This window comes from Ruegeria sp. ABV3_008 (assembly GCF_056161185.1).
In genome coordinates this window covers 102,606-127,948 of sequence record NZ_JBSWYP010000002.1, presented here as the reverse complement: position 1 = coordinate 127,948, position 25,343 = coordinate 102,606, and the positions used below count along the sequence as shown (strand labels likewise).

28 protein-coding genes are annotated in these 25,343 nt (G+C 58.7%); 16 read left to right on the top strand and 12 right to left on the bottom strand.

Annotated elements, in window-relative coordinates:
* Positions 1 to 213: 213 nt before the first annotated feature.
* Positions 214 to 342 (top strand): hypothetical protein, encoded by a 129-nt coding sequence (locus ACXAH8_RS04725; protein WP_256439789.1) that lies wholly within the window; start codon positions 214 to 216, stop codon positions 340 to 342.
* A gap of 325 nt (positions 343 to 667) precedes the next feature.
* A complete protein-coding gene (locus ACXAH8_RS04720) occupies positions 668 to 1,450 on the top strand; it encodes a Hint domain-containing protein (protein WP_475216481.1) in 783 nt (260 codons plus the stop codon).
* 117 nt (positions 1,451 to 1,567) lie between these two features.
* Here the strand turns inward: ACXAH8_RS04720 and ACXAH8_RS04715 are convergent, their stop codons facing one another.
* The gene (locus tag ACXAH8_RS04715; RefSeq protein WP_475216479.1) at positions 1,568 to 2,068 is read right to left on the bottom strand and encodes an Lrp/AsnC family transcriptional regulator; all 501 of its coding nucleotides are present in this window, start codon (positions 2,066 to 2,068) and stop codon (positions 1,568 to 1,570) included.
* A gap of 225 nt (positions 2,069 to 2,293) precedes the next feature.
* Here ACXAH8_RS04715 and trxB point away from each other — a divergent pair, with 225 nt between their 5' ends.
* From trxB to ACXAH8_RS04695, 4 genes are all read left to right on the top strand, one after another.
* A complete protein-coding gene (gene trxB, locus ACXAH8_RS04710; RefSeq protein ID WP_475216477.1) occupies positions 2,294 to 3,235 on the top strand; it encodes a thioredoxin-disulfide reductase in 942 nt (313 codons plus the stop codon).
* Positions 3,236 to 3,312: 77 nt separating this feature from the next.
* Entirely contained in the window at positions 3,313 to 4,983 is a 1,671-nt protein-coding gene (locus tag ACXAH8_RS04705) for an adenylate/guanylate cyclase domain-containing protein (RefSeq protein WP_475216475.1), read from the top strand.
* Positions 4,984 to 5,209: 226 nt separating this feature from the next.
* Positions 5,210 to 6,928 carry a bifunctional sulfate adenylyltransferase/adenylylsulfate kinase gene (locus ACXAH8_RS04700; protein ID WP_475216473.1) on the top strand — a complete coding sequence of 573 codons (1,719 nt, stop codon included), beginning with the start codon at positions 5,210 to 5,212 and terminating at the stop codon, positions 6,926 to 6,928.
* A 137-nt stretch (positions 6,929 to 7,065) separates the two neighbouring features.
* Complete coding sequence (locus tag ACXAH8_RS04695; RefSeq protein ID WP_475216470.1) at positions 7,066 to 7,905, top strand: hypothetical protein; 840 nt, start codon at positions 7,066 to 7,068, stop codon at positions 7,903 to 7,905.
* Here the strand turns inward: ACXAH8_RS04695 and ACXAH8_RS04690 are convergent.
* From ACXAH8_RS04690 to ACXAH8_RS04675, 4 genes are all read right to left on the bottom strand, one after another.
* Entirely contained in the window at positions 7,902 to 8,774 is an 873-nt protein-coding gene (locus ACXAH8_RS04690) for a hypothetical protein (protein WP_475216468.1), read from the bottom strand. The genes ACXAH8_RS04695 and ACXAH8_RS04690 overlap by 4 nt on opposite strands.
* Positions 8,771 to 9,658 (bottom strand): PhzF family phenazine biosynthesis protein, encoded by an 888-nt coding sequence (locus tag ACXAH8_RS04685; protein ID WP_475216466.1) that lies wholly within the window; start codon positions 9,656 to 9,658, stop codon positions 8,771 to 8,773. Before ACXAH8_RS04685 ends, ACXAH8_RS04690 begins: the two co-directional genes overlap by 4 nt.
* 109 nt (positions 9,659 to 9,767) lie before the next feature.
* Positions 9,768 to 9,992, bottom strand: coding sequence for a DUF1150 family protein (locus ACXAH8_RS04680; RefSeq protein WP_170374662.1), 225 nt, complete (start codon positions 9,990 to 9,992; stop codon positions 9,768 to 9,770).
* 5 nt (positions 9,993 to 9,997) lie between these two features.
* On the bottom strand, positions 9,998 to 10,411 hold the full coding sequence (locus ACXAH8_RS04675; RefSeq protein ID WP_170374660.1) for an Hsp20 family protein: 414 nt from the start codon (positions 10,409 to 10,411) through the stop codon (positions 9,998 to 10,000).
* A 163-nt stretch (positions 10,412 to 10,574) separates the two neighbouring features.
* Between ACXAH8_RS04675 and ACXAH8_RS04670 the strand changes: the two genes are divergently transcribed.
* The 3 genes from ACXAH8_RS04670 (at position 10,575) to ACXAH8_RS04660 (ending at position 12,413) form a co-directional block, all read left to right on the top strand.
* On the top strand, positions 10,575 to 10,799 hold the full coding sequence (locus tag ACXAH8_RS04670) for a YdcH family protein (RefSeq protein WP_475217002.1): 225 nt from the start codon (positions 10,575 to 10,577) through the stop codon (positions 10,797 to 10,799).
* A 65-nt stretch (positions 10,800 to 10,864) separates the two neighbouring features.
* Entirely contained in the window at positions 10,865 to 11,353 is a 489-nt protein-coding gene (gene purE / locus ACXAH8_RS04665) for a 5-(carboxyamino)imidazole ribonucleotide mutase (RefSeq protein WP_475216463.1), read from the top strand.
* Entirely contained in the window at positions 11,346 to 12,413 is a 1,068-nt protein-coding gene (locus ACXAH8_RS04660) for a 5-(carboxyamino)imidazole ribonucleotide synthase (RefSeq protein WP_475216461.1), read from the top strand. Before purE ends, ACXAH8_RS04660 begins: the two co-directional genes overlap by 8 nt.
* A gap of 66 nt (positions 12,414 to 12,479) precedes the next feature.
* Here ACXAH8_RS04660 and ACXAH8_RS04655 read toward each other — a convergent pair whose 3' ends face one another.
* The 6 genes from ACXAH8_RS04655 to ACXAH8_RS04630 all read right to left on the bottom strand — a co-directional run bounded on the left by ACXAH8_RS04655 (position 12,480) and on the right by ACXAH8_RS04630 (position 18,277).
* Positions 12,480 to 13,631: an alpha-D-ribose 1-methylphosphonate 5-triphosphate diphosphatase gene (locus ACXAH8_RS04655; protein WP_475216459.1), complete on the bottom strand. Its 1,152-nt coding sequence runs from the start codon at positions 13,629 to 13,631 to the stop codon at positions 12,480 to 12,482.
* Positions 13,628 to 14,401 (bottom strand): alpha/beta fold hydrolase, encoded by a 774-nt coding sequence (locus tag ACXAH8_RS04650; protein ID WP_475216457.1) that lies wholly within the window; start codon positions 14,399 to 14,401, stop codon positions 13,628 to 13,630. The genes ACXAH8_RS04655 and ACXAH8_RS04650 overlap by 4 nt, the downstream gene beginning before the upstream one ends.
* Before the next feature lie 44 nt (positions 14,402 to 14,445).
* The gene (locus ACXAH8_RS04645; protein ID WP_475216455.1) at positions 14,446 to 15,282 is read right to left on the bottom strand and encodes a DMT family transporter; all 837 of its coding nucleotides are present in this window, start codon (positions 15,280 to 15,282) and stop codon (positions 14,446 to 14,448) included.
* A gap of 178 nt (positions 15,283 to 15,460) precedes the next feature.
* A complete protein-coding gene (gene groL / locus ACXAH8_RS04640; RefSeq protein WP_170643143.1) occupies positions 15,461 to 17,104 on the bottom strand; it encodes a chaperonin GroEL in 1,644 nt (547 codons plus the stop codon).
* Positions 17,105 to 17,160: 56 nt separating this feature from the next.
* The gene (gene groES, locus ACXAH8_RS04635; RefSeq protein WP_170352338.1) at positions 17,161 to 17,448 is read right to left on the bottom strand and encodes a co-chaperone GroES; all 288 of its coding nucleotides are present in this window, start codon (positions 17,446 to 17,448) and stop codon (positions 17,161 to 17,163) included.
* A gap of 154 nt (positions 17,449 to 17,602) precedes the next feature.
* A complete protein-coding gene (locus tag ACXAH8_RS04630) occupies positions 17,603 to 18,277 on the bottom strand; it encodes a DUF2161 domain-containing phosphodiesterase (protein WP_475216452.1) in 675 nt (224 codons plus the stop codon).
* A gap of 122 nt (positions 18,278 to 18,399) precedes the next feature.
* Between ACXAH8_RS04630 and ACXAH8_RS04625 the strand changes: the two genes are divergently transcribed.
* The 7 genes from ACXAH8_RS04625 to ACXAH8_RS04595 all read left to right on the top strand — a co-directional run bounded on the left by ACXAH8_RS04625 (position 18,400) and on the right by ACXAH8_RS04595 (position 24,666).
* Positions 18,400 to 19,371 carry a TraB/GumN family protein gene (locus ACXAH8_RS04625; RefSeq protein WP_475216450.1) on the top strand — a complete coding sequence of 324 codons (972 nt, stop codon included), beginning with the start codon at positions 18,400 to 18,402 and terminating at the stop codon, positions 19,369 to 19,371.
* 105 nt (positions 19,372 to 19,476) lie between these two features.
* Entirely contained in the window at positions 19,477 to 20,397 is a 921-nt protein-coding gene (locus ACXAH8_RS04620; RefSeq protein WP_475216448.1) for a manganese-dependent inorganic pyrophosphatase, read from the top strand.
* A 230-nt stretch (positions 20,398 to 20,627) separates the two neighbouring features.
* Positions 20,628 to 21,503: a TIGR01459 family HAD-type hydrolase gene (locus ACXAH8_RS04615; protein ID WP_475216446.1), complete on the top strand. Its 876-nt coding sequence runs from the start codon at positions 20,628 to 20,630 to the stop codon at positions 21,501 to 21,503.
* 101 nt (positions 21,504 to 21,604) lie between these two features.
* The gene (locus ACXAH8_RS04610; RefSeq protein WP_170745778.1) at positions 21,605 to 22,048 is read left to right on the top strand and encodes a MaoC family dehydratase; all 444 of its coding nucleotides are present in this window, start codon (positions 21,605 to 21,607) and stop codon (positions 22,046 to 22,048) included.
* Positions 22,049 to 22,229: 181 nt separating this feature from the next.
* Entirely contained in the window at positions 22,230 to 23,162 is a 933-nt protein-coding gene (locus ACXAH8_RS04605; protein ID WP_475216444.1) for a bifunctional riboflavin kinase/FAD synthetase, read from the top strand.
* Positions 23,159 to 23,632, top strand: a complete 474-nt coding sequence (locus ACXAH8_RS04600) for a YcgN family cysteine cluster protein (protein WP_475216442.1) — start codon at positions 23,159 to 23,161, stop codon at positions 23,630 to 23,632. Before ACXAH8_RS04605 ends, ACXAH8_RS04600 begins: the two co-directional genes overlap by 4 nt.
* Positions 23,632 to 24,666: a threonine aldolase family protein gene (locus ACXAH8_RS04595; RefSeq protein WP_475216440.1), complete on the top strand. Its 1,035-nt coding sequence runs from the start codon at positions 23,632 to 23,634 to the stop codon at positions 24,664 to 24,666. Before ACXAH8_RS04600 ends, ACXAH8_RS04595 begins: the two co-directional genes overlap by 1 nt.
* A 2-nt stretch (positions 24,667 to 24,668) precedes the next feature.
* Here the strand turns inward: ACXAH8_RS04595 and ACXAH8_RS04590 are convergent, their stop codons facing one another.
* Positions 24,669 to 25,271, bottom strand: a complete 603-nt coding sequence (locus ACXAH8_RS04590; RefSeq protein WP_475217000.1) for a DsbA family protein — start codon at positions 25,269 to 25,271, stop codon at positions 24,669 to 24,671.
* Positions 25,272 to 25,343: the final 72 nt, after the last annotated feature.

Here is a 25,343-nt window from a genome sequence, read left to right as displayed (position 1 = left end):
CACAGAATCGCAGTGAATTTTGTGCCAGTACTCAGAAGGTTATCTGTCTTTGCCGACAAATGAATGCTGGCACCTCAAACAGAGGAACCGCCAACCTTTATTTTTTGTCCGTTTTTGATCCCGGTTAAGCCTTATCCCTGCCGCAAACCTGCGGCACGTTGAGTCTACACACACGGAACGAGGCTCAGACCTCCGATCGAGCAGGACCAGAAAATGAAACAGAAATCTCGCTTTCTCAGCGCGGTCATTCAGGCCGCACAGGACCCGAAACTGGACATGCCGTGGAAGCGAGTTTCAAGCCATTCTGTCAGGGTTGCACGCCGTCTCGCGACGCGACGCTGAAACAGAAAGCCAACGGAACCAAGCTGCCGGTTCCATTTGGTAGACGCGCACCGGGTAGTGCTCCGGTCCGGTGGGCGTGAGATGCAACGATAACTGCATCCTGAGTTCGGAGCGTGTTTGTGGGCATTTTCGCCCGCGCTGTACGAGTTTGTCTGGGGGGTCAATGGATTGACCAATGGAATGCGAAATTGCTTCGCTGTGCGCTGCGGCCATCGCCGGCGCCCAGGGGTTACCCATTTATTTCAAGACAAAGAACCGAACCGACAGATGGGCCTGCATGGGGGTATGCCCCGTCTGATCCGGTTCTAAAAGGAACGGAATATTAATGACTATTCCAAAATCACTGGCCATTGCTGCCAGAAATGCTGTCGAAACGTCGGCTTTGCTTCACGACACTCCGCGGCCGACAACAAAACAGAAAGCCCAGTTGCGCCGTTACGAAGTGAGCGCCCTGCTAGAAAACGGAGACATCGCGCAAACACGGCATATCGCACCGGCCCTGCCGATGTTCGAGGACGCCTTTTGCGCCTTCTCACGGGGGTCGCTTGTGGAAACCGAACAAGGGCCGATGGCGATCGAGGACCTGCTGCCCGGCGACACGGTACTGACGCAGGACGGGACCTCTGAGACCGTTTTGTGGAAGGGTTCGGTGACGCTGATACCGGGCCGTGAGGACTCCCGCGGGCGCACCCGTCCGCTGACCCGAATTATGGCCGATACGTTTGGTATGCAGAAACCGATGTCCGGTGTGATCGCAGGACCAGCCGCGCGCCTGCTTGGCACGCCTGCCCATTTGCGGCGCCTGCACGGTGGGTCACCGATTCTGACGCCTGTGGCCGAATTTCAGGACGGAATGGGTGTTGTGGAAACAATGCCGCCCACTCCGGTAGAATTGTTTCACATTTGCCTGAAAAAACACTCCGTCATCCGTGTAGACGGCCTGCCCTTTGAAACCTATCATCCAGGTGCTAATGCGGTTCGCATGATCAGCCATTCGTTACGGTCGATCTATCTGAACCTGTTTGCGCATATCGAATCGTTGAGCGATTTTGGCCCGCTGCTCATGCCGCGCGCCGGGGACGGAGAGATCGACGCGATATCGGCGTGAATTGTTAAAGAGTACTGCAGAGTGGGGGCTTTATGCAGATTTTGATAGGATGGGCTTTGACCCTGGCGGTGGTGGCTATGCTGCCGCCCTGCCCAACAGAAACACGACGGATGTGGTTTACGCCGAGCGATTCATTCGGTCTTCCAATACATCGAACGGGACGCCTGGCTCGTCTTTTGCGCCGCGGATAACAAGCGATGTCTTGACGCTGGCCACGTTTGGCGTGGTCAGCAGTTCGCCGGTCAGGAACTGCTGAAAACTGCTGAGGTCGGGCGCGACGCATTTCAGGATGAAGTCGACCTCGCCGTTCAGCATGTGACACTCACGGACCAGCGGCCATAGTCCGCACTGCGCCTCGAATGCGCTGAGCTCCGACTCCGCCTGGCTGTCCAATCCAACCATCGCAAAGACTTGAACCTCGAACCCAAGTTCGCGGGCGTTCACTTCGGCGTGGTAGCCGGTGATATAACCCGATTCCTCCAACGTACGGACGCGGCGCAGACACGGAGGGGCTGAGATACCGACCCTTTTGGCCAACTCCACATTGGTCATGCGACCGTCTGCCTGCAATTCCGCCAGAATCTTGCGATCAATTTCATCCAGCCGGGTCGTGACCATAAAACGCTCCTGATTTTTCGGTTCTTATATCAGCACCTAGCCCACGCGCAATAATGTTTCGTAGCTGCGCAATTTTCTTTGTTTTCAAATCGCTCATTTGCGCAGGGCCATTCCGACAAGGCATATCAGCTTCCCTTCATGAAGGGGCTTTAAGCCCTGCCCGCCCATCGCTATATCCTTGCGACGGGCAAATGGCCCAATTCAGGCAGTTCGAGCGGGGGTACCATGGCCGACACACAACACACCAAGGTTCTGATCATCGGGTCGGGACCCGCAGGCTATACAGCCGGGGTTTATGCAAGCCGCGCGATGCTGGAACCCATTCTGGTGCAAGGGATCGAGCCCGGCGGCCAGCTGACAACCACCACCGAGGTCGAAAACTGGCCCGGCGATACCGAGGTACAAGGCCCCGATCTGATGGTCCGCATGCAGGACCACGCCAAGGCGATGGGTTGTGAGGTCATCGGCGATATCATCAGCGATCTGGATGTCTCGAAACGTCCGTTCACCGCAAAAGGCGACAGCGGCACGGTCTACACCGCCGATGCCGTCATTCTGGCGACCGGTGCGCGGGCCAAATGGCTTGGCCTGCCGTCGGAAGAGAAATTCAAAGGCTTCGGCGTCTCCGCCTGCGCGACCTGTGACGGGTTCTTCTACCGCGGGCAAGAGATCGTTGTAATCGGTGGCGGCAACACCGCCGTGGAAGAGGCGCTGTTCCTGACCAATTTCGCCAGCAAGGTGACCCTGATCCACCGCCGCGACGAGTTGCGGGCCGAAAAGATCCTGCAGGATCGCCTGATGAAGAATGAAAAGATCGAACCGCTCTGGTTCCACGAACTGGACGAGGTCATCGGGACCGACGCGCCCTTGGGCGTCGAAGGCGTGCGTGTTAAAAACGTGAAAACGGGCGAAATCTCTGAGATCCCGTGCAAGGGCGTTTTTGTCGCTATCGGCCATGCCCCGGCCAACGAATTGGTCAAGGACACGCTGGAAACCCATATGGGCGGCTATGTCGTGACCAAACCGGGATCGACCGAGACCTCGGTTCCGGGCGTTTTCGCAGCAGGTGACCTGACGGATCACATCTACCGTCAGGCCGTCACCAGCGCAGGCATGGGCTGCATGGCCGCTCTGGATGCCGAGCGCTTTCTGGCCGAACAGGACTAAGGGCACAGGGTCAAGCCAGACCGGCTTGACCCTATCCCCGCGCGGCCTCACACTGGTGCAAAACATGAGGGTCGCGCGTGGTCACAACGGACAACGCTCTTTGGCGTGGCGGGTGGTCAACCCGGCTTAGAATCGGCAGCGGGCTGGTCCTTTTTGTCTTTGCCTTCTTCCACTTTCTGAACATCGGCCTGGGCCTGTTTCACACCGACTATCTGCATGGCATGCAAGATGGTCGAAAGGCCGTAACCCGCCACGACGCCATGAGCGCGCTTCTCTACCTTGCGCTGATCATACATTCGGGCCTTGCGCTAACGTCGATCATACAACGACGGACTTTGCGCATGCCGTTCAGCTCAGCCCTGCAAATCGTGCTGGGGCTGCTGATCCCGATCCAGCTGATCGTCCACATCATTCACACGCGGTACGCGCATGAGATCTACGATGTGAATGACGAAATGGGCTATATCATCATTCTGATGTGGCCAAGCTCTGCGATTTGGATGCAAAGTCTACTGTTACTGATCGTGTGGGTACATGGTTGCATCGGGTTGCACATGTGGCTGCGGCTGACCACGTGGTGGGGCAAGACCCTGCCCTACCTGATCGGTCTTGCGGTTTTTGTCCCCTGTTTCGCCTTGGCCGGTGTGCTGACCGAGGGGCGCCGGATCTGGGCCGATTTTGCCGATGACTTCCTGCGCGAACAGTATATCGAACACTATAACTGGCCCTCGGCCGAGGCCTTTGAGGCCATGTTCCGCGTCGAAGACAACGCCATGACGGGTTTTTGGGCCGCGCTTGGTGCCACGGCGGCCTTCTATCTTGGCCGCAAGCTGTGGAGACGTCGGCATTCCGTGCAGGTCACCTATGCCCGAGGGCCCGAGGTTTTTGCCGAGAAAGGCATGACGCTGCTTGAGATGTCTCAGGCCAACGGAATTCCGCATGCCGCCCTATGTGGCGGCAAGGGCCGCTGCACCACCTGCCGCGTGATCGTTGAGGATGGCGGAGATCACCTGCCCCCGCCCAGCGAGATCGAAGCCCGCAGTCTGGCCGCCGTTGGGGCCTCGGCCCAGACGCGTCTGGCCTGTCAGATGCGCCCAACCGAGCCGGTAAAGGTCTTTCGTGTTTTCCGCCCCGACGGCAAGCACGACCGGGCTCATGCAAGTCAGGGGCAGGAACGTCAGTTGGCCGTGCTGTTTCTGGATATGCGCGGTTTTACCGCCCGAACGGCGGGGCAACTGCCCTATGATATCGTCTTCCTGTTGAACCGTTTCTTCGACGCGATTGTGCCTTCGATCACCTCTCAGGGCGGGGTCGTTGACAAATATATGGGGGATGGGTTGCTGGCGGTTTTTGACAAACCCGACCCCCGGCAATCCGCACGCGCTGGTCTGAAAGCGGCAATTGAGATGAGTCATGCGCTGGAACAGTTCAACCGACAGCTTTCATCCGAAGACAGCCCGCATATCCGTATCGGCATGGGGCTCCATCTGGGCGATCTGGTGCTCGGTGAAATTGGCGCGGCGGGCCATGCCGCGCAAACGATTATCGGAGACGCGGTGAATGTCGCCAGCCGCCTTGAGGCCGAAACAAAACCGCTGGGGGTTGAGCTTCTTGTCTCAGCCAAGCTGCTAAAGGCCGCCGAGATGAATATCTCGGACGATCGTATTCAGCCCTTCAAGCTGCGCGGCGTGTCCGAGCCCGTTCCAGCCCTGCCGGTGCCCCGCGCCTCGGAACTCGAGAAGGCCTGAGACAACAGGAACACGCATACTTACTGTGGCAAATTTGCGCTAGATTGTCGGAACTTTGATCGCCCGTTTTCCGCCGAATTGGAAAATTCTTCCAATCACAAGAAAAACCGCTCATATCCTCCTTAGTTTTATCTGACCCTGTGGACTCTGACTCAGTGGCGGGGCACATGCCGTTTCAAATGCCAAGATCACACTGGCGTATCATCACATCGACAAGAGAATTCCGATGACAATGTTAAGCAATCTCGCCCCCATTCCCGAACTCTACGTCTCTTATGACTCGGCCCAGAAGCTGAAGGTTGAGGCAGCGGATCTAACCAGCCATGACCTGTCTCCGCGCCAGATCTGCGATCTGGAACTGCTGATGAATGGCGGCTTCAACCCGCTGAAAGGGTTCCAGTCCGAGGCCGACTACGACAACGTGGTCGAGAACATGCGTCTGGCCGACGGCACGCTGTGGCCGATGCCGATCACACTGGATGTGAGCGAAGAATTCGCCGAAAGCATCGAGCTGGGCCAAGACATAGCCCTGCGCGACCAAGAGGGCGTGATCCTCGGCACCATGACCGTGACCGACCGCTGGACCCCCGACAAATCGCGCGAGGCCGAGAAGGTCTTTGGCGCGGATGACGATGCGCACCCGGCCGTAAACTACCTGCATAACGTGGCAGGCAAGGTTTATCTGGGCGGTCCCGTTGTCGGCATTCAACAGCCCGTCCATTATGATTTCCGTGGCCGCCGGGATACTCCGAACGAATTGCGCGCCTATTTCCGCAAGCTGGGCTGGCGTCGCATCGTTGCGTTCCAAACCCGCAACCCGCTACACCGCGCCCATCAGGAACTGACCTTCCGCGCCGCGAAAGAGGCGCAGGCCAACTTGCTGATCCACCCAGTCGTCGGCATGACCAAACCGGGCGACGTGGACCACTTTACCCGCGTGCGCTGCTATGAGGCGGTGCTGGATAAATACCCGGCCTCGACCACCTCGATGTCGCTGCTGAACCTGGCGATGCGTATGGCTGGCCCGCGTGAGGCCGTCTGGCATGGCCTGATCCGCGCCAATCACGGCTGCACCCACTTCATCGTTGGCCGCGACCACGCTGGCCCCGGCAAGAACAGCCAGGGTGAGGATTTCTACGGCCCTTATGATGCTCAGGATCTGTTCCGCAAATACCAGGATGAAATCGGCGTCGAGATGGTCGACTTCAAGCACATGGTCTATGTGCAAGAACGCGCCCAGTACGAACCGAATGACGAGATCCTCGACAAGGACAATGTCACGATCCTGAACATCTCGGGCACCGAACTGCGCCGCCGTTTGGCCGAAGGTCTGGAAATTCCCGAATGGTTCAGCTTCCCCGAAGTCGTGGCCGAGCTGCGTAAAACCAAACCGCCGCGCAGCCAACAGGGCTTTACCGTGTTCTTCACTGGTTTCTCAGGATCTGGCAAATCCACCATCGCCAACGCGCTTATGGTCAAGCTGATGGAGATGGGCGGCCGCCCCGTGACGCTGCTGGATGGTGACATTGTGCGTAAGAACCTGTCGTCCGAGCTTGGCTTCTCGAAGGAACACCGCGATCTGAACATCCGCCGCATTGGCTATGTCGCCTCCGAGATCACCAAGAACGGCGGAATCGCCATCTGTGCGCCGATTGCTCCTTATGCGACCACTCGTCGGGCCGTGCGCGAAGAGATCGAACAGTTCGGTGCCTTCTGTGAGGTTCACGTGGCCACCAGCATCGAGGAATGCGAACGCCGCGACCGGAAGGGCCTCTATAAGCTTGCCCGCGAAGGCAAGATCAAAGAGTTCACAGGCATCTCAGACCCTTATGACGTGCCTCAGAACCCTGAACTGAGCGTCGAGACCGAGAATGTCGAGGTCGACAATTGCGCGCATCAGGTTCTGCTGAAGCTCGAGAGCATGGGCCTGATCGCTGCGAACTAAGCGATTGAGCTAAGCCAGATTGGAAACGGCCTCCGGTCACCGGGGGCCGTTTTTCGTGCAAACCAACGACCGAGATTGACAAAAATGCGGGACCTTGTTGCAGTCGGCCCAGTCAAGTTCTGTACGGCCAATCCAAGATGCGCTCTCTTCCTCAAATCGCCAGCTTCTGGTTTGGTTCCGATCTCAGCTGGCTTGAGGCGCTGTGCATTCAATCCTATCTGGACCACGGCCATTCCTTAACCCTTTATTCGGCGCATGACATCGCGAATATCCCGCCTGGCGTCGACCTGCGGCACGCGTCCGAGGTACTGTGGCCCGCCCCTTTCAAGTTACGGCCCGAAGATCGACTGGGCGTTGCGGTGTTTTCGGACATTTTCAGGCTCAGGTTGCTAGAATGTACAGATTTTATCTGGGTGGATCTGGATGCACTCTGTCTGAAGCCCTTTGATTTTGCGTCCCCTTTTGTCTTTGCCTCCTCTCAATCCGGCAAGTTTCCCAACGGGGTGCTGCGCCTGCCTCGAGAATCTCAAACGCTTGCGCAGATGCTTGCCTTTGTCACCTCGGCCAACCCGACCCAACCATGGCGCGGGTCCAAACTGCGCAGGCGCAACGAGAAGCGTATCGCGGAGGGCGAGACCTGGGGGATCGAGGCGCTGCCATGGGGGTGCTCCGGCCCAAAAGCGCTAGGGCATTTTTTGCGTGAGACCGGAGAGGACATCCATGCTATGCCTGCTGATACTTTCTACCCCCTGGCAAACGAGGCGCTTTGGAAGCTGCACGACCCACGACTTCTGCCATCTGTCATTGAACGGGACGGTGTGCATTCCGTGCATGTCTTTGGGCATCAGAAGAAATTCATGGCCCAACAGACTGCTGGCCTGCCGGTGCGAGGATCGTTTCTCAGCACGCTATGCGCGCGCCATGGAGTTGACCCACAAAACAACCCAATCGCACCGATGGCTTGGATGGGGCTTTAACCGGGCGCGCCCGATAGCTCATGCCGCAGAGCGCGTACTGCCCGCTCTTCGAACCGACCGTAGTCTGCGGCTACGTCCTGAATCGCCTTCAGATGGGGCAGACGCTGGGCATAGTCTTCTTCGGATGCAGACTGGATCGCCTGTTGAATCTCCGCTTGCGTCTCGCAGAGGATCATCCCCGAAGTGTCCATGAAATCCCCGATATTCGGGCAACCCCAGTAAATCGGAACGGTCGCGCACAGGATCGAGTCGATCAGTTTCTCCGAGAAGTAATTCCGCTCTCGCACATTCTCGATCACGACCGAATAGCGGTAAGGGGCCAGCCCATCCGATTTTTGGTCGAAAGGCGTGTATCCGCGCCCCATGATATCCACATCGGCCCCGGTTTCTCGGATCCAGTCGATCACGTCATGGCGCAGCTGGTGGCCCACGAGGTCCCGCTTGGCCGAGGCAATCAGCGAACAGGATTTGACCTTCTCAGCCTGTAGCTCTTGCCAGTCTGGCACCATGGTGACGCCATAGGGCAGAAACACAGCGTTGGGCAGGTTTTCCAGCAGAACATCGTGAAAGGTGAACACCCGAAAGAACCGCCGCCACGTCAGGCGCAACTGTCGGTCATGCTTGGCGTGGATGGCCGAAGGCTCGCCCATCATCAGTGAAATCCGCGCCTTCGTGCCACGCCGCAACCGCCAGTGCACCGTCGAATTGGGATACATGATCAGATGATCCGTCGGCGCGAGGTCACCGACTGTTTTGCCCAGCAAACGATCCGGGCAGCCCTCGTGCCAGATCAGCTCGGACAGAGGCACCTCGGCCAGTTTCGGGCCCAGACGGTGGCCGTAGGGTAAAACAGCAATCGCTTCGGTCATTGATCCGCCTCAGGCAAGTCGACCTGTCCGCGCATCAGAACATAGCCTTGCCCCGCCACCTTGATCCCGGTCATGGCATCGCTCGGACCGACACGCGTCACCGTTGCTTGCCCCGGACGCCCCATGTCGTGACCCTGTTCAGCGATGAATTGGTCTTTCTCCATAAGCCCGTATCTCCAAAGATAGGCCGCCATCGCGCCCGTCGCAGAACCTGTGAAAGGGTCCTCGGGTGGGCTGGGCGGTGCCAGCAGCAGGCGTGAGAACGTATCCCCTTGTGTCGTCGCCCCCTGCAAGGTGACCAAAAACGGCTCGGCCATATCGGAACCAGAAAATCCCGCTTTTGCTGCCACCTCGCGCAAAGGACCTTCGGCCAACCGCGCCGCACGTAACGCTTCGTGATCCCGCAGCACCGTGATACAGAACGGCAACCCGGTAGAGACAAATCGCGGCGGAGAGATGATGGCCTCTTCAGGCAACGAAATCGCGCTGGCAACCAGATCGGCGGGAACATTTGCCCCAAATTCCGGCGCAACCTGCGTCATCTCGATCTCATCACCGTTCAGACGAATGGCGACAAGGCCCGCCCCGGTTTCCAACGTCAGAGAGTCACCCTCAACCAGACCGCGCGACCGAAGCGCTGCGACCGTTGCGATGGTCGGATGACCGGCAAAGGGGATCTCACGACTGGCCAGAAAATACCGCACCCGGATATCGGCAACATCCGACGGGCCTGTAAAAGTACACTCGACCAGAGAGGTTTCGCGCACATAGGCCATGCAGACCTCATCCGACAGGTGGGCCGCGCCATGGACTACGGCGCAGCCATTTCCACCAAAGGCTTTGTCGGTAAAGGCATCCACCCAGTCAAAATCGAACCAGCTCATCCAGCGTTTCCTTACATGAACATGTCATCCCGGATACAATCCGGAGTTTGTGCATGTTTCGCTGGTGTCGGGTGGAATGTCACGCGCAAACGCGTGTGGCTGGGGCCGTTCAGTGAACGGCCACCGGCGAGAGATCGTGCTCGCGGGCCAGCACAAAGGCCAGCTTGCGGTCGGCGACAAGCGCCAGTTGCTGCCCGTCGGAGTCATGTACTGCATACAGCTGATCCAGATCGCCCGCCTGATCGCGTAGATCGCTGGGCAGATCGGCAACCTCAACCGTTTTGACATAAACGATACGGTCGCCTTCGGTGTTGATTTCAATCGGTGTGTTCATTGCTCTTACCCCTTCCGTATGTTGATTGTCTGCACCACGGTTTCCGGCACGGCGCGAGTCAGATCCACATGCAGCAGACCGTTCTCCATGATCGCCTCGCCCACCTCGACACCGTCGGCCAGCACGAACATGCGCTGGAATTGACGCGCCGCGATGCCGCGATGCAGGAAGATGCGCCCCTCGCTATCGTCGCGTTGACGGCCTCGGATCACCAGTTGGCGGTCCTCGATGGTGATCGACAGATCCTCTTCCGCGAACCCGGCCACCGCCAGAGTGATGCGGTAGGAATAGTCCGAGGTTTGTTCGATGTTGTAGGGCGGATATCCTTCGTTGCCAGCCTTTGCAGACCGTTCCAGAAGGCGTTCCAATTGCTCGAACCCCAACAGATGCGGGTATGAGCCCAAAGTAAGTTTTGACACGTGTTCTCGTCCTTTTATGCCAAAGCGACGTATTGGGCGGCCCCGTTCCGGCAACCGCACAAGATAGAATATGGGAAGAAACCCGGATGTCCACAAGGTCTGGCGCGATAACGTCTTGCACACTATCTTGTTGGGTACGCACCACAACAAGCCCGAGTCGCCGATGAACGCGCCCACTGACCTTTCCATGAAATCCGACGAAGTTCTGCGCGTTGAGCTGGAGGTTTTTCGCCGTCAGCACCGTGATCTTGATGAGGCGATCGAGGCGCTGCAGGCCACGGGTACATCCGATCAATTGACGATCAAACGGTTGAAAAAGCAGAAACTGCGGCTGAAAGACATCATCCGCCTGATCGAGGATCGCCTGACCCCCGACATCATCGCCTGACACATTGCCACGCATGCGGATTTGGCTATAGTGCGCGCTCTTTCGAACGGCAGGGACGCAAGCGGATGAGCGATGTGAAAGTGGGGATCATCATGGGCAGCCAATCGGATTGGCCCACGATGAAAGAAGCCGCCAATATCTTGGATGAATTGGGCATCGCGTATGAAAAACGCATCGTTTCGGCCCACCGTACACCTGACCGTCTATGGGATTACGGCAAAACAGCCGCGTCGCGCGGTTTGGATGTGATCATCGCAGGCGCTGGCGGGGCCGCGCATTTGCCGGGCATGATGGCGTCGAAAACGCGCGTTCCTGTGATCGGCGTTCCGGTTCAGACGCGGGCTTTGTCGGGCGTCGACTCGCTGTATTCGATTGTTCAGATGCCGAAAGGGTTTCCTGTGGCGACCATGGCAATCGGCTCGGCCGGTGGGGCCAATGCAGGCTTGATGGCAGCCGGTATTCTGGCCTTGCATGACAGCGCTCTGGCTGAACGGCTGGACGCGTGGCGGGAAGCTCTGTCCGCCTCGATCCCGGAGGAGCCCATTGATGAGTGACGCTCTGCAACCCGGCGCCCGGATCGGAATCCTGGGCGGAGGCCAGTTGGGCCGGATGCTGTCGGTCGCTGCCTCCCGCTTGGGGTTTGTGACGCATATCTTTGAGCCGGGCGCGAACCCGCCTGCGGCGCAAGTCGCCGACCGCGTTACAACCGCGCCCTATGACGACGCCGACGCACTGCGCGCCTTCGCCGGCTCGGTCGATGTCATCACCTACGAGTTCGAGAACATCCCAACCGAGGCGCTGGACCTGCTGGAAGCCCACCGCCCAATCCGTCCGGGGCGTGAGGCGCTGCGGGTCAGTCAGGACCGGTTGACCGAGAAGAATTTCTTGCAAGGTCTGGGCCTCAACACAGCACCTTTTGCGGACGTCACCGATCTGGCAAGCCTGAATACGGCCATTGAGGAAATCGGGACACCCGCGATTCTGAAAACCCGCCGGTTCGGCTATGACGGCAAAGGTCAGGCCCGCCTGCGTGCGCCTGAGGATGCCGAGACTGCTCTGGCCGATATGGCGGGCGCGCCCGCGATCCTTGAGGGGTTTGTGGAGTTCTCGCACGAAGTCTCGATCATCGCGGCCCGTGGGCTGGATGGTCAACTTGCTTGCTTTGATCCCGGTGAGAATGTCCACCGCGACGGCATCCTGCACACCACAACGGTCCCTGCCCGCCTGCGCCCGGCGCAGCGCACGGATGCAGTTCTGCTCGCGGCCAACATCCTGAATGCTCTGGACTATGTGGGCGTGATGGGGGTGGAGCTGTTCGTCACACCCTCGGGCCTGATCGTGAACGAAATTGCACCTCGGGTGCATAACTCGGGCCACTGGACGCAGAATGGCTGCGCCGTCGACCAGTTCGAGCAGCATATCCGTGCCGTGGTCGGGTGGCCCTTGGGAGACGGGCAGCGGCATTCGGACGTGGTCATGGAGAACCTGATCGGCGACGATATGGACCGCGTGCCGGAACTGGCGCAGGAGCGGGACGTTGCCTTGCACCTGTATGGCAAGACCGAGGTCAAGCCGGGTCGGAAGATGGGCCACTTCAACCGCATCGTTCGCTGAGGGAAATCGCGCATACTGCGCGATGCCTCTGGCGGAGGTATTTTTGAACAGAAGAAGGTTAGACGGTCAGGCGAAAAATCTGGCCGCGATGTCGCCCGACATATGGCTGACACGCCCGCCAGCAAAAGTGGCGGCGACGCGGTGGGTTTTTGCGTCCAGAATGACAATATCGGCGCGTTGTCCCGGCATAAATGTGCCACGATCTTTCAGGTCGAGAACCCGCGCGGGACCGGACGAGACCAGCGCCCAGGCCGCCGCAAAATCCAGCAACCCGCTTTTTGCCAACATCAACGCGGCGCGACGCGGGCTGGGGTAGTGGTAGTCCGAGGCCAGAGCATCACACAGCGCCATCGCGATCAGATCCAGCGCGCTGGCGTTGCCTTTATGGGAGCCTCCGCGCACCACGTTGGGCGAACCTAGTATTATGTGATCACCGGCAGCGCGTGCGGCTTCTGCTGCGGCGAGGGTTTCGGGGAATTCAGCGATCGAAACGCCTCGGGTGCGCCACCCTGCGCGGGTCTCAGGCGTGGCATCATCATGGCTGCCCAAGCGCACGCCGCTTTGGATCAACTCAGCGCAAAGCGCGTCAAGTGCGTCAGGGACTTCATCTCTGCGGGCATGCATGGATAGCAGCATCTCAAAATGCGCATCGGGGTTACGCCCCGCTTTCAGGGCCTGCCCCGTCAGACGCGGTGGTTTACGCCCTTCGGCCAGGCGGTCATGCGGCAGGTGATCGTTGAAGACAACATACGGCACCTGCCAATCCGCGATCCTTTGGGCCAGCCCGTCATAGTCGTCTAGCATATGTGTCTCGAACCGCAATTGTGGGATCAGATCCGTGACCGTGCTGTCCTTGACCTCGGTAATCGCCTTGAACACCTGCGAGGCGAAATCCGGCCCGCGCACACCGCCCTCCCAGCTGTAGAACTGGGCCAGAACGCTGGTGGTGATCCCGTTGGCGGCAAGCTCGGCCTCGACCGACAGGATGCCTTCGTTCATCTGCTTCATGGCACCACGGCGCGGGGCAATATGACGTTCAAACCCGTCCCCATGCAGGTCGATGATGCCGGGCAGAACCAGATAGTCAGACAAATCAACCTGTCGCCCGGTCCAGTCGCCCTGCACTACGCCTTCGGCAATTGATAAATCTGCACGCGACAACCCGACCCCCGGCAGCAGAACCTCTGCTCCCGTCAACGTCAGTTCCAATGCGGTCATTCCGTGCGCTCCGAGTCCGGCTCCGAGCAATCCTGCCCGATACAGATCTCGTCAATTACGTCCATCACCCCATCAAGCCAAGTGATTTGCGGGTCGAACTTTCCGAATTCGATGAAGTGCAGTGCTTGGGCCATTACGCGAGGATTGTTCATCATGAAAGTATGCGTCACAGGCAGAACGATATGATCCGCCATACCTTCAACTCGGGTCGTGCGGATCGACACTTTGCCATCGTCAGGCCCGTCTATCATCGACGAAAAGACCGGGTTCAGAGAGTTTTCACCCGCGATCACCCCAAGCTCGAACTCAACCGGGGGCAATTGGCGCGGGATGCCTTCCGGGCCTGTGCCCAACTGCAGCCCTGCCGGACCGTTGAGGTAGCCGAACACCTCCCATGCACCCAATTCATCTACCAACTGGCTGCCCTGATTGGGCGGCCCAAGCATGACAACGCGACCCAAATTCTCTGGTTCGTGATCCTGCAGCCAATAGCGCAACAGGATACCCCCCATGGAGTGCGCCACGACATTCGCGGTGTCGTCCCCGCATTCAGCGAACGCATCAGGTAAAGTTTGCTCGGCCAGTTCCGGGATGCCCAGATCGGTCGACGGGTAACCCGGGCGAATGACCGTGTAGCCATGCACCTCGAACAATTGCTCCATCACCGAAAAGGACGCCTCGGTCCGAGCCAGCCCGTGCAGCAGGATCACGCATTTCGCCTGGGCCGAAGCCGGGAGAAGGAGAAAATATATGGCAAGCAGAACTCTCATACCCGCCAGATAAGGCCTATTTTGGTTCGGGGAAAGATGTGACCTCAGGTTCTACGCTGTACTGCCAGCGCGATCCCGCCCAAAACCAGTGCCGCGCCGATGATCAAGCGCATACTTGCCACTTCACCTAAAAGCAAAATACCCGCAACGATTGCGATGACAGGGACGCTCAGCTGTACGACTGCCGCGACCGAGGGAGCAAGCTGCGGCAACACGCGGTACCACAGCGCGTAGCCAAGGCCCGAGGTCACGCCTCCGGACAGAGCCGCCAGAAAATAGCCAAATCCGGTCATCTGCCACGTGCCGCCCACCACCAGCAAGGCCAAAGCCGTAACAGGCAAGGCGACGACAAAATTGGCCGCCGTGCCCTCCAACGCGTTCGGCTCAGACCGCCCGGCCAAGGAATAAGCGGCCCAGCCAATTCCTGCCGCAACCATCAGTGCAGCCCCCAAGGCGTCCACCTGAACGGTCCCCGATGGCCAAAGCACATAGGCCAACCCGCCCAGCGCAACCGTTGCGCCTGCCATTTGGCGCACCGTCGGGGTCGCTCCGGTCATAGCTCCGACTGCGAACATGGTGATCTGAACGACACCAAATAGGATCAACGCCCCCAACCCGGCGTCCAACGTCAGGTATGCCACAGAAAAGCCAATCATATAGAGAGACAGCGAACCCGCCCCAATGATCCGACGTGGCGACCGAAGCGGCAGAACCCCGCCCTTCAAAAGAACCAACACGGCCAGAACTACCGCCCCCGCGAGAACACGGACAACGGCGAACCCCGCAGGATCACTCACCCCACTCTCAATCGCCAGTCGGTTCAGAATCGAATTGGCCGCAAAGGCGCACATTGTCAGGGAGGTCAGAAGAAAAAGTCTCATGAAACCCGCATAGCGCGTTGCCCCCGCTTTGCACACTCACTTTCCAGCTAAGTGCAACGGCAGCCTTCTTCAGTTCAACAAAACCTCCGCCGGAGGCATGACCGCGCAACGGGCATTCCAAACGCAAACGGGGCCGCCAAAAGGCGACCCCGCTCGTAAGCACTATGGCCTAAGCAGCTTACATCATGCCGCCCATGCCGCCCATGTCGGGCATGCCGCCAGCAGGTGCCGCGCCTTCTTTGGCGGGCTTGTCAGCAACCATTGCTTCGGTGGTGACCAGCAGACCAGCAACCGAGGCCGCATCTTCCAGAGCGGTACGGACAACTTTGGCCGGGTCAATCACGCCGAACGAGAACATGTCGCCATACTCTTCGGTCTGCGCGTTGAAGCCGAACGATACGTCGCCGGATTCACGGACTTTGCCCGCAACAACCGCACCGTCAACACCTGCGTTCTCGGCGATCTGGCGCAGAGGCGCTTCGATTGCTTTGCGAACGATGTTGATACCAGCGTTCTGGTCAGCGTTTGCACCTTCCAGAGTTTCCAGTGCTTTACCGGCCTGAACCAGAGCAACACCACCGCCCACAACAACGCCTTCTTGTACAGCAGCGCGGGTCGCGTTCAGAGCATCGTCCACACGGTCCTTGCGCTCTTTCACTTCAACTTCGGTCATGCCGCCGACGCGGATAACAGCAACACCGCCTGCCAGTTTGGCAACACGCTCTTGCAGCTTCTCACGGTCGTAGTCCGACGAGGTTTCTTCGATCTGAGTGCGGATCTGAGCAACACGTGCTTCGATCTCTGCTTTCTCGCCTGCGCCGTCAACGATGGTAGTTTCATCTTTGGTGATCTCGATCTTCTTGGCGGTGCCCAGCATGTCCATGGTAACGGACTCGAGCTTCATGCCCAGATCTTCCGAGATGACCTGACCGCCGGTCAGGATTGCGATGTCCTGCAGCATGGCTTTGCGGCGATCGCCGAAGCCCGGTGCTTTGACAGCAGCAATTTTCAGGCCGCCGCGCAGTTTGTTAACAACCAGAGTTGCCAGCGCTTCACCTTCAACGTCTTCCGCGATGATCAGCAGAGGCTTCTGCGACTGGATCACCTGCTCCAGCAGCGGAACCATCGGCTGCAGCGAAGACAGTTTCTTTTCGTGCAGCAGGATCATGCAGTCGTCGAGCTCTGCGATCATCTTGTCTGCGTTGGTGACGAAGTAAGGCGACAGGTAGCCACGGTCGAACTGCATACCTTCGACAACATCGGTCTCGGTTTCCAGACCTTTGTTTTCTTCAACGGTGATAACGCCTTCGTTGCCAACCTTTTGCATCGCGTCAGCGATCTGGCTGCCGATTTCAGCTTCACCGTTGGCCGAGATGGTGCCAACCTGAGCAACTTCTGCCGAGTCTTTGACTTCGCGCGACGCTGCCTTGATGCCTTCAACAACCTTGGCGGTCGCCAGGTCGATGCCGCGCTTCAGGTCCATCGGGTTCAGGCCAGCAGCAACCTGCTTCAGACCTTCTTTGACGATGGACTGAGCCAGAACGGTTGCAGTGGTGGTGCCGTCGCCGGCTTCGTCATTGGTGCGGCTGGCGACTTCTTTCACCATCTGCGCGCCCATGTTTTCGAACTTGTCTTCCAGTTCGATTTCCTTGGCAACCGAAACACCGTCTTTGGTGATGCGCGGCGCGCCGAAGGATTTGTCCAGAACCACATTGCGGCCTTTAGGGCCCAGGGTCACTTTAACAGCATCGGCCAGGATGTTCACACCTGCCAGCATGCGGTTACGGGCATCGGTGTCGAATTTGACGTCCTTTGCAGCCATGTCGTTTCTCCTTGAGAAATAAGTTGTAAATGAAGATCAGAGTGAAGCGCGGCGGCTTACTCGATGATCCCCATGATGTCGCTTTCTTTCATCATCAGCAGCTCTTCGCCGTCGACCTGAACCTCGGTGCCCGACCATTTGCCGAACAGGATCTTGTCGCCAGCTTTGACCGCCATCGCGATCAGCTCGCCGCTGTCCTTGCGTGCGCCTTCGCCGGTTGCGACGACTTCGCCTTCGCTGGGCTTTTCTTTTGCGCTATCAGGAATGATCAGGCCGCCTGCGGTTTTCTCTTCGCTTTCTGTACGGCGAACCAGCACACGGTCATGAAGCGGTTTCAATGCCATCTTTGCAGCTCCTTGGGCTCAAAGTTTATCTATCCTCCCCTCGCCGACTGGCGAGGCGTTAGCACTCAAGGGTAGAGAGTGATAACGACGCATAGCTAGGGGGTGCAAATCCCCGAGTCAACAAGCTGTGATGGATTTTTTTTGACCCTGACCCTCAATCAGGCTGGTCCCAACTATAGGCCCAGTGTTTAAGGCCTTCCTGCCCCGCATCCGTCAGGGCATACACACCTTTTTCAATCTTGTCGAACCACCCGTAGTGATTGGTGCGCATCAACCGCGTGGCCTCGGCCACGCCCGTCGACTTCGCGACATCGGCCCCTTTGCAAGCGCCATATTCGGCGAGATGGGCCGCGCATTTCAAAGCATCCTGGCGATAGGCGGTAACAATGCCGTGCCGAGTTGCGCCGCCAGAGTTCGGGTCGCCTTGCAGCCGATCAAACTCGCGCTGCATCCGGCCCGCTTTGGCCTTGTTCTTGCGCGGGGCATAGGGGCCAGGATCGCACTGCACCTCGACCGCTCCATCCGCGCGCACGGTGATCAGGCCCAAGCCCAACCTGCGGCAGAGCGCCAGATTGTCTCGCAACGCACGACGCGCGGTGCGCCCAGTTGGCTTGCTGACGCCCAGATAGACCTGATCCGTGATCCTGAGCCGCGCGACGGCCTGATGGAACAAAGCCAGCGAAAATCGCAGTTTCAACTCGACAATCACCGGCTCAGACCCGTCGCGCACCGCCATGATGTCGGCTGCGCCAACTTCACCTTTCACGGTATAGCCCTGCCTCTCGAACAATGCCTTGATGGGGGGATAAAGATCCTGCTCGCGCTCCATGGCCCAATGCTATGCGTTTCGTGTCGAAATACCAGATGGGTCGCCTTGAATATGCTGTATTTGGATGCCTAAATCTTATGTCGTCTGTTTGACCAACCGAGGAAGGACCGCCTATGCGCCTGATGGCCCTTTTTGGACTATTGCTTCTGCCCCTGACCGCACATGCCGCCTGCGAAGGTCACGACCTGCGGCCCTTGATGTCGGAAGAGGATCAGGCCGCCCTGCAACAATCCCTTGCCTCGGTCCCCTACCCCGAGGGCAATCACTGGATCGCCACCAAGGGCGACACGACCCTGCACCTGATCGGAACACTGCACACCAACGATGCACGGATGGGGCCGGTCGTCGAACGGCTGACACCCATCGTAGCCCAAGCAGACGCGATCTATTTCGAGGTCACCGAGGCCAAAATGGAAGCGTTCGAGCAAGGCCTGGCCAATGACCTGAGCCCCGTGATGATTACCGAGGGCCCCACCCTGATCGACCTGATGAGCGCCGAGGACTGGGCGGCCCTTTCGACTTCTTTGGCCGAGCGCGGCATTCCCAGCTGGATGGCAGCCAAAATGCGGCCCTGGTTTCTGAGCATGATGCTGGGCATCCCGCCCTGCCTGATGCAGAACCCGGATGCGAACCATGGCATGGATGCCCGCCTGACAGACGTGGCCGAGGCGCACGGGATTCCCCAACACTCGCTGGAGCGGATCGAAGACCTGATGGCGATGTTCGACACGCTTTCACTGGAACAACAGGTCGACTCGCTGGTCCGCCTGTCCGGAGCAATGCAGGCCGATGCAAACCACCTCGCCACGATGGCCAATGCGTATCTCGAGGAGAAACACGCGCAGATCCTGCAACTAGCCCGGATTCAGGGTTTTGAAGCCTCCGGCCTGTCGCAAAAGGATTACGACGCCGAATGGGCGCAGTTCGAACAACAATTGCTGGTAGATCGCAATAACAGTTGGATGGACCACATCCTGCGTATTCAAGACCAAACGGCCGTGATCGCTGTTGGTGCCGGGCATCTCAGCCAGACATACGGCTTGCTCTCACTTCTGGAAAGGGAAGGCTACACGCTGACGCGCGCGCCGTTCTGAATTCTCGACATGGCAGACCAACAGTCGCATGGGCCCGCAAGCGGGTGACAAGCCATGACTTGCGCCCTATAAGGCGCGCAAATTTCCAATCCGCAGGACGCTGACATGACAACCCTAGTATTTGGTCACAAATCTCCCGACACCGATTCCACCGGCTCTCCGATCCTGTGGTCGTGGTATCTGAATGAAGTCAAAGGCGAGCAGGCTGAACCCGTGCTCCTGGGCGAGCCCAACACCGAAGCCGCCTTCATGCTGCAGCGCTGGAACCTGCCCAAGCCGCGCATCATCGAAGATGTGGACGCAGACGCTCCGGTTGTTATCGTCGACACCAACAACCCGGCCGAGCTGCCCACCAACGTCAACAGCGCAGACATCCGCGCCATCATCGACCACCACAAACTGGTCGGCGGTCTGGAAACCAAAGGCCCGATCGATATCACCGTGCGCCCTCTGGCCTGCACCGCGACCATCATGGTGGACCTGATGGGCGACGACGCCGCCAAGATGCCCGAGGCCATCAAAGGCGCGGCGTTGACCTGCATCCTGTCCGACACGCTCGAATTCCGCTCGCCCACCACCACCGCACATGACCGCGAAGTGGCCGAGAAACTGGCCGCAGAACTGGGTCTGGATGTCTCGGCCTATGCGGCGGACATGTTCGCGGCAAAATCGGATGTGTCCTCGTTCTCGGATGCCGAACTGATCCGCATGGATAGCAAGGAATACGAAGTTGACGGCACCAAGTTCCGTGTCTCGGTTCTGGAAACCACTGCTCCGGGCGTTGTTCTGGACCGCAAGGACAGCCTCGCCGCGTCGATGGTTGACGTAGCAAAGGAAGACGGCGTCGATCAGGTGCTGCTGTTCGTCGTCGACATCCTGAACGAAGAAGCCACCCTGCTGGTCCCAAATGATCTGGTCAAAACCGTCGCCGAGAAAAGCTTCGGTGCATCGGTCGACGGCGACGCCGTCGTCCTGCCCGGCATCATGAGCCGGAAAAAGCAGATCATCCCGAACCTCAAGGTCTGATACCTTACCCAAAGGCGCCCCAACCGGGCGCCTTTTTTCTTTTTGCGAGGCTGTGCCTCGCGCTCTGGGATATTTTTAGCCAGATGAAGTTTGGATCCCCTGCTTCTTCTGTTCCAAAACACCTCGGAGGAGTCGCAGCTTGCCGGGGCGGGGGCAGCGCCCCCTCTGGCAAAACCTGCCAAGCTCTGCCATAGGCTTGGCTGTCTGCAGACTATGCCAAAGGGAATCCCATGACCCAGATCATCTCCGCCCTCCACGACATCTCCGACCGTTACAAAGTACTTTTTGTCGATCTTTGGGGCTGTGTTCACAATGGGATCACTGCGTATCCAGAAGCGGTTGCCGCGCTGCAGACCTACCGCTCGAAAGGCGGTTTCGTTGTTCTGGTGACAAACTCACCAAAACCGCGCGCGGGTGTCGCCACGCAGCTTTCGCAGTTCAACGTCCCCGCCGACGCCTATGATACCATCGCCACAAGCGGAGACTCAGCCCGTTCCGCCATGTTCCGCGGGACAGTCGGCGAGAAGGTCTACTTCATGGGCGAATGGGAACGTGATGCAGGGTTCTTCGAGCCTCTGAAGCTGTTGGACCATCCTGTTCATATCGAGCGCGTCCCTCTGGATCAGGCCGAGGGGATCGTCTGCTGCGGGCCGTTTGATACGATGGCAGATCCCGACGTCAATCGCCCTGACTTCCTCTATGCCAAGCAAAAAGGCATGAAGCTGTTATGTGCTAACCCTGATATCGTGGTTGATCGAGGCGAAGTACGGGAATGGTGCGCCGGCGCTTTGGCGAAGCTTTACACCGAGATGGGTGGCGAGAGCCTGTATTTCGGCAAACCCCATCCGCCGATCTACGATCTGGCGCGTCGTCGCGTGCAGGAAATGGATGTTGACGTCTCGGACAGCGACATTCTGGCTATCGGTGACGGCCCGCATACCGACATCCTTGGCGGCATGGGAGAGGGAATCGATACGCTCTTTATCTCAGGCGGGTTGGCCGCGGCCGAAACGAAAACGTCGCACCACCCCCACGCAGAATCCCTAAGCGACTATATAGAAAGTGAAAAGATCAATCCCACTTATACAATCGGGCGTTTGCGTTAGTCATTTTTCACTTGATTTTCTGCAGTTGCGAAGTAATAAAGTTGCCAACAGATGGCCGAAGATAGACTTTTATTACTCGGCAAAATTCAAGTGAGGGCACCATGTTGGACAATCTTCCACGCGGAACGATCTGTATTGAAGACATCGAGATGGGCATGTCCCGCCACCTACGCAAAGTGGTGACGGACGAAGATATCGAGATGTTCGCGCAGGTCTCGACCGACCGGAACCCTGTGCATCTGGACGATGACTACGCCCGCGATACGATCTTTGAAGGCCGCATTGCGCATGGAATGCTGACGGCCGGGTTGATCTCGGCCGTGATCGGCGAGCAACTGCCCGGTCACGGGACGGTTTACATGGGCCAGTCACTGAAGTTCCTAGCTCCGGTGCGCCCCGGCGATATAGTCTATGCCGAGGTCAAGGTGATCGACATTGATTTTGCCAAACGCCGCGTGAAGCTGGACTGTCACTGCGCAGTCGATGGCAAGAAGGTTCTGGTCGGCGAAGCCATGGTCCTTGCCCCATCGCGTAAGTTCGACTGAACTAGTGCACACGCACCCCTGCCGCAGAGTGGCTCAATCTCTGCGGCGATTACCGGCGTGATGTAAGGGTCATCGCTGAACCGAATGACACAGTGCCCCTCACTATACGAACGGGTCGAATTGTCCGAAATTCTCGAAGGTCACGCTTGAACATACTGTTGATGAACAGTACCCAAAGCGCATGCAGATCATCCGGGACTTCCAGTATATCGAGCCAGAAGATCGCGGCGCCAGCGTGGCGATCGGGAACTTTGATGGCGTCCATGTGGGGCATCAGTCGGTTATCGAGCAGGCGCGCAATGCGGCTCCGAATGCGTCGCTGGGCGTGCTGACGTTTGAACCGCATCCGCGTGAATATTTTGCACCCGATGCGCCTCCGTTCCGGTTGATGCGGGGGAATGCGCGGGCGCACCGGCTTGAGAAGCTGGGTGTGCAGAAGCTGTACGAGCTGCCCTTCAATGCCGCTTTGGCCGGGCTGACCCCCGAGGAATTCGCGCGCAACGTGATCTGCGACGGTCTGGGGTTGTCTCATATCGTTGTGGGGGCCGATTTCTGCTTTGGCAAAGGTCGGGTTGGAACGGCCCAGGATATGGTGCGCTTTGGCGAGCAAATGGGGTTCGGCGTGACCATCGCCCCCTTGATGGAGCGTTCCGAAAACGTCGTCTCTTCGACTGCTATCCGAACCGCGCTCAGCGAGGGCCGCCCCGGCGATGCGGCGACCATGCTGGGCCATTGGCACCGCATCGAAGGCGAGGTCATCGGCGGCGAGCAGCGCGGGCGCGAGCTGGGCTTTCCCACCGCAAACATGTCGATCGAGGGCCTGCATCCGCCAAAATTCGGCGTCTATGCCGTTCTGGTTGATGTTCTGGACGGCCCCAACAAGGGCTCCTACCAAGGCGCGGCGTCGATTGGCGTACGCCCCATGTTCAATGGTGAGGTCCCCAATATCGAGACCTTCCTGTTTGATTTCTCAGGCGATCTTTATGGTGCAACCCTCTCGGTCGGTTTGGTCGAGTTTCTGCGGCCTGAAATGAAGTTCAATGGTCTGGAAGGGCTGATCGCCCAAATGGATGCCGATTGCGCGAAATCACGCGACATTCTGGCCGCGCGATGAGCGTGGATCCGATCAACCGCACAGGTCTGTCTCCGCGCTTTTGGGAACGCAAACCGCTGCGCAAGATGAACCAGCGCGAGTGGGAGGCCCTCTGTGATGGGTGCGGCAAGTGCTGTCTGAACAAGCTGGAAGACGAAGACACTGACGAGGTCGCGCTGACCTGTGTTGCCTGCCGTCTTTTGGACGATGAAAGCTGCCGTTGCACCCAATATGACATCCGGCACCAGTTCGTGCCCGAATGCATCGTGATGACGCCAGAAAACATCGACTCGCACGCCTACTGGCTGCCCCAAACCTGCGCCTATCGCCTGCTGTGGGAGGGCAAGCCTCTCTATGATTGGCACCCCTTGCTGACTGGTACAGCTGACTCTGTTCATGCCGCCGGTGTCTCGGTTCAGGGGCGTACCGTGTCCGAGTTCGAGACCCCCATGGAAGAGTGGGAAGACTATATCATTGAGGAGCCGACCTGATGTATTTTGCCTCTGACAATTCCGGGCCTGTCCATCCGCAGGTATTGGCAAAACTGGCCGAGGCCAATCAGGGCTATCAGATGGCCTATGGGGCTGACACGCTGATGAATGAGGTCCGGGACCGCCTTCGCAGCATTTTCGAAGCCCCCGGCGCGGCGGTTTATCTGGTGGCGACCGGAACGGCGGCGAATTCACTGGCACTGGCCACCCTCTCCAACCCGTGGGAGACCATCTTCTGCTCTCCGGTCGCGCATATCCACGAGGATGAATGCAATGCGCCCGAATTCTATAGCGGAGCGAAGCTGACCCTGGTACCCGGCTCCGACAAGATGACCCCCGAGGCCCTGCACCGAACGATTTCGGTAGAAGAAACACGTGGTGTGCATGGACCGCAACGAGGACCGGTGTCCATCACACAAGTGACCGAGCGAGGGTCGGTTTATTCGCTGGACGAATTGCAAGCGCTGTGTGCGGTTGCGAAGGAGTATGACCTGCCGGTGCATCTGGATGGGGCGCGGTTCACGAACGCTCTGGTCGCGTTGGGATGTTCACCGGCAGAGATGACATGGAAGGCCGGCGTGGATGCGGTCAGCTTTGGCGGGACCAAGAACGGGTTGATGGGCGTCGAGGCGGTGATTTTCTTCGACGAATCCAAAGCATGGGAATTCGAGCTGCGCCGCAAACGCGGGGCGCATTTGTTCTCGAAACACCGGTATCTGTCCGCCCAGATGGCGGCTTATCTGGAGGACGATCTGTGGCTGACATCGGCGCGCCAGGCGAACGCGAACTGTGCCCGTTTGGCAGAGGGTCTACGCGCCAAAGGAGCCGATTTCCTGCATGAGCCACAGGCCAACATGATCTTCGCCTCCTTCCCGCGCGCCAAACACTGCCAGCTTCATAAGGCGGGCGCGGTCTATCACCTGTGGGGGGCGCAGTTGGAAGGCGCGGATGAGGCAGAACCTCTGCCCTGCCGTCTGGTCTGCGACTGGTCGATCAGCCATGAACAGATCGACCAGTTTCTATCCCATCTGTAGGCTCAGCCTTTCAACTCGGCCAAGTGTTGGTCGAGGTCGTCAAGGCTGTCCTGCCCCCAGAACCGCTGACCATCCGGCGTGATGTAGAAGGGCGCGCCGAAGGCGCCGCTCTCCACAGCCTCTTCCAGATTGGCAGCGTAGGTCTCGGCCCCCACCAACAGGCCGCTATCGGCCAGATCGGCATCGAACCCGGCTTGCGTCAGGCAATCACGGATCACGTCGTCCTGCGCGACGTCTTTCTCTTCAGCCCAACAGGCCCGCAGCAGGGATTGGCATAGTTTACCCACATCCCCCGATCCATCTTTGGCCGCCGCAATCACAGCGTAAGAGGACGGAGCCATATTGGTCGGCCAATGCGCCGGTTTCAGGTTGAACGGTACGCCTAACTTTTTCGCGACCCGCACCAGATTCTGTGCGCGGTATTCAATGCGGGAAATATGCCGGTCTTTTGGTGGCGTGCCGCCCGTGCGCCCGAAAAGCGCCATGATGTCCAGTGGTTTGTAATTGATCGTCGCACCATGCTTGGCTGCGATCTCCTCCAGCCGTGTGCCCGCCAGATAGGTATAGGGTGAAATTGTCGCAAAATAGTAGTCAATCTGGGTCATCTGCACTTTCTCCGCTGCGTTGTCTTTGCGGAACGGTAAGGCCATGCTAAGCGGTGTCAACATCACGAATCT

Excerpts from the sequence above, each read along its gene's own strand:
- ACXAH8_RS04725 (WP_256439789.1), top strand. The coding sequence starts at position 214 with ATGAAACAGAAATCTCGCTTTCTCAGCGCGGTCATTCAGGCCGCACAG.
- ACXAH8_RS04720 (WP_475216481.1), top strand. The coding sequence starts at position 668 with ATGACTATTCCAAAATCACTGGCCATTGCTGCCAGAAATGCTGTCGAA.
- ACXAH8_RS04715 (WP_475216479.1), bottom strand. The coding sequence starts at position 2,068 with ATGGTCACGACCCGGCTGGATGAAATTGATCGCAAGATTCTGGCGGAA.
- trxB (WP_475216477.1), top strand. The coding sequence starts at position 2,294 with ATGGCCGACACACAACACACCAAGGTTCTGATCATCGGGTCGGGACCC.
- ACXAH8_RS04700 (WP_475216473.1), top strand. The coding sequence starts at position 5,210 with ATGACAATGTTAAGCAATCTCGCCCCCATTCCCGAACTCTACGTCTCT.
- ACXAH8_RS04695 (WP_475216470.1), top strand. The coding sequence starts at position 7,066 with ATGCGCTCTCTTCCTCAAATCGCCAGCTTCTGGTTTGGTTCCGATCTC.
- ACXAH8_RS04690 (WP_475216468.1), bottom strand. The coding sequence starts at position 8,774 with ATGACCGAAGCGATTGCTGTTTTACCCTACGGCCACCGTCTGGGCCCG.
- ACXAH8_RS04685 (WP_475216466.1), bottom strand. The coding sequence starts at position 9,658 with ATGAGCTGGTTCGATTTTGACTGGGTGGATGCCTTTACCGACAAAGCC.
- ACXAH8_RS04680 (WP_170374662.1), bottom strand. The coding sequence starts at position 9,992 with ATGAACACACCGATTGAAATCAACACCGAAGGCGACCGTATCGTTTAT.
- ACXAH8_RS04670 (WP_475217002.1), top strand. The coding sequence starts at position 10,575 with ATGAACGCGCCCACTGACCTTTCCATGAAATCCGACGAAGTTCTGCGC.
- purE (WP_475216463.1), top strand. The coding sequence starts at position 10,865 with ATGAGCGATGTGAAAGTGGGGATCATCATGGGCAGCCAATCGGATTGG.
- ACXAH8_RS04660 (WP_475216461.1), top strand. The coding sequence starts at position 11,346 with ATGAGTGACGCTCTGCAACCCGGCGCCCGGATCGGAATCCTGGGCGGA.
- ACXAH8_RS04655 (WP_475216459.1), bottom strand. The coding sequence starts at position 13,631 with ATGACCGCATTGGAACTGACGTTGACGGGAGCAGAGGTTCTGCTGCCG.
- ACXAH8_RS04650 (WP_475216457.1), bottom strand. The coding sequence starts at position 14,401 with ATGAGAGTTCTGCTTGCCATATATTTTCTCCTTCTCCCGGCTTCGGCC.
- ACXAH8_RS04645 (WP_475216455.1), bottom strand. The coding sequence starts at position 15,282 with ATGAGACTTTTTCTTCTGACCTCCCTGACAATGTGCGCCTTTGCGGCC.
- groL (WP_170643143.1), bottom strand. The coding sequence starts at position 17,104 with ATGGCTGCAAAGGACGTCAAATTCGACACCGATGCCCGTAACCGCATG.
- groES (WP_170352338.1), bottom strand. The coding sequence starts at position 17,448 with ATGGCATTGAAACCGCTTCATGACCGTGTGCTGGTTCGCCGTACAGAA.
- ACXAH8_RS04630 (WP_475216452.1), bottom strand. The coding sequence starts at position 18,277 with ATGGAGCGCGAGCAGGATCTTTATCCCCCCATCAAGGCATTGTTCGAG.
- ACXAH8_RS04625 (WP_475216450.1), top strand. The coding sequence starts at position 18,400 with ATGGCCCTTTTTGGACTATTGCTTCTGCCCCTGACCGCACATGCCGCC.
- ACXAH8_RS04620 (WP_475216448.1), top strand. The coding sequence starts at position 19,477 with ATGACAACCCTAGTATTTGGTCACAAATCTCCCGACACCGATTCCACC.
- ACXAH8_RS04615 (WP_475216446.1), top strand. The coding sequence starts at position 20,628 with ATGACCCAGATCATCTCCGCCCTCCACGACATCTCCGACCGTTACAAA.
- ACXAH8_RS04610 (WP_170745778.1), top strand. The coding sequence starts at position 21,605 with ATGTTGGACAATCTTCCACGCGGAACGATCTGTATTGAAGACATCGAG.
- ACXAH8_RS04605 (WP_475216444.1), top strand. The coding sequence starts at position 22,230 with ATGCAGATCATCCGGGACTTCCAGTATATCGAGCCAGAAGATCGCGGC.
- ACXAH8_RS04600 (WP_475216442.1), top strand. The coding sequence starts at position 23,159 with ATGAGCGTGGATCCGATCAACCGCACAGGTCTGTCTCCGCGCTTTTGG.
- ACXAH8_RS04595 (WP_475216440.1), top strand. The coding sequence starts at position 23,632 with ATGTATTTTGCCTCTGACAATTCCGGGCCTGTCCATCCGCAGGTATTG.
- ACXAH8_RS04590 (WP_475217000.1), bottom strand. The coding sequence starts at position 25,271 with ATGACCCAGATTGACTACTATTTTGCGACAATTTCACCCTATACCTAT.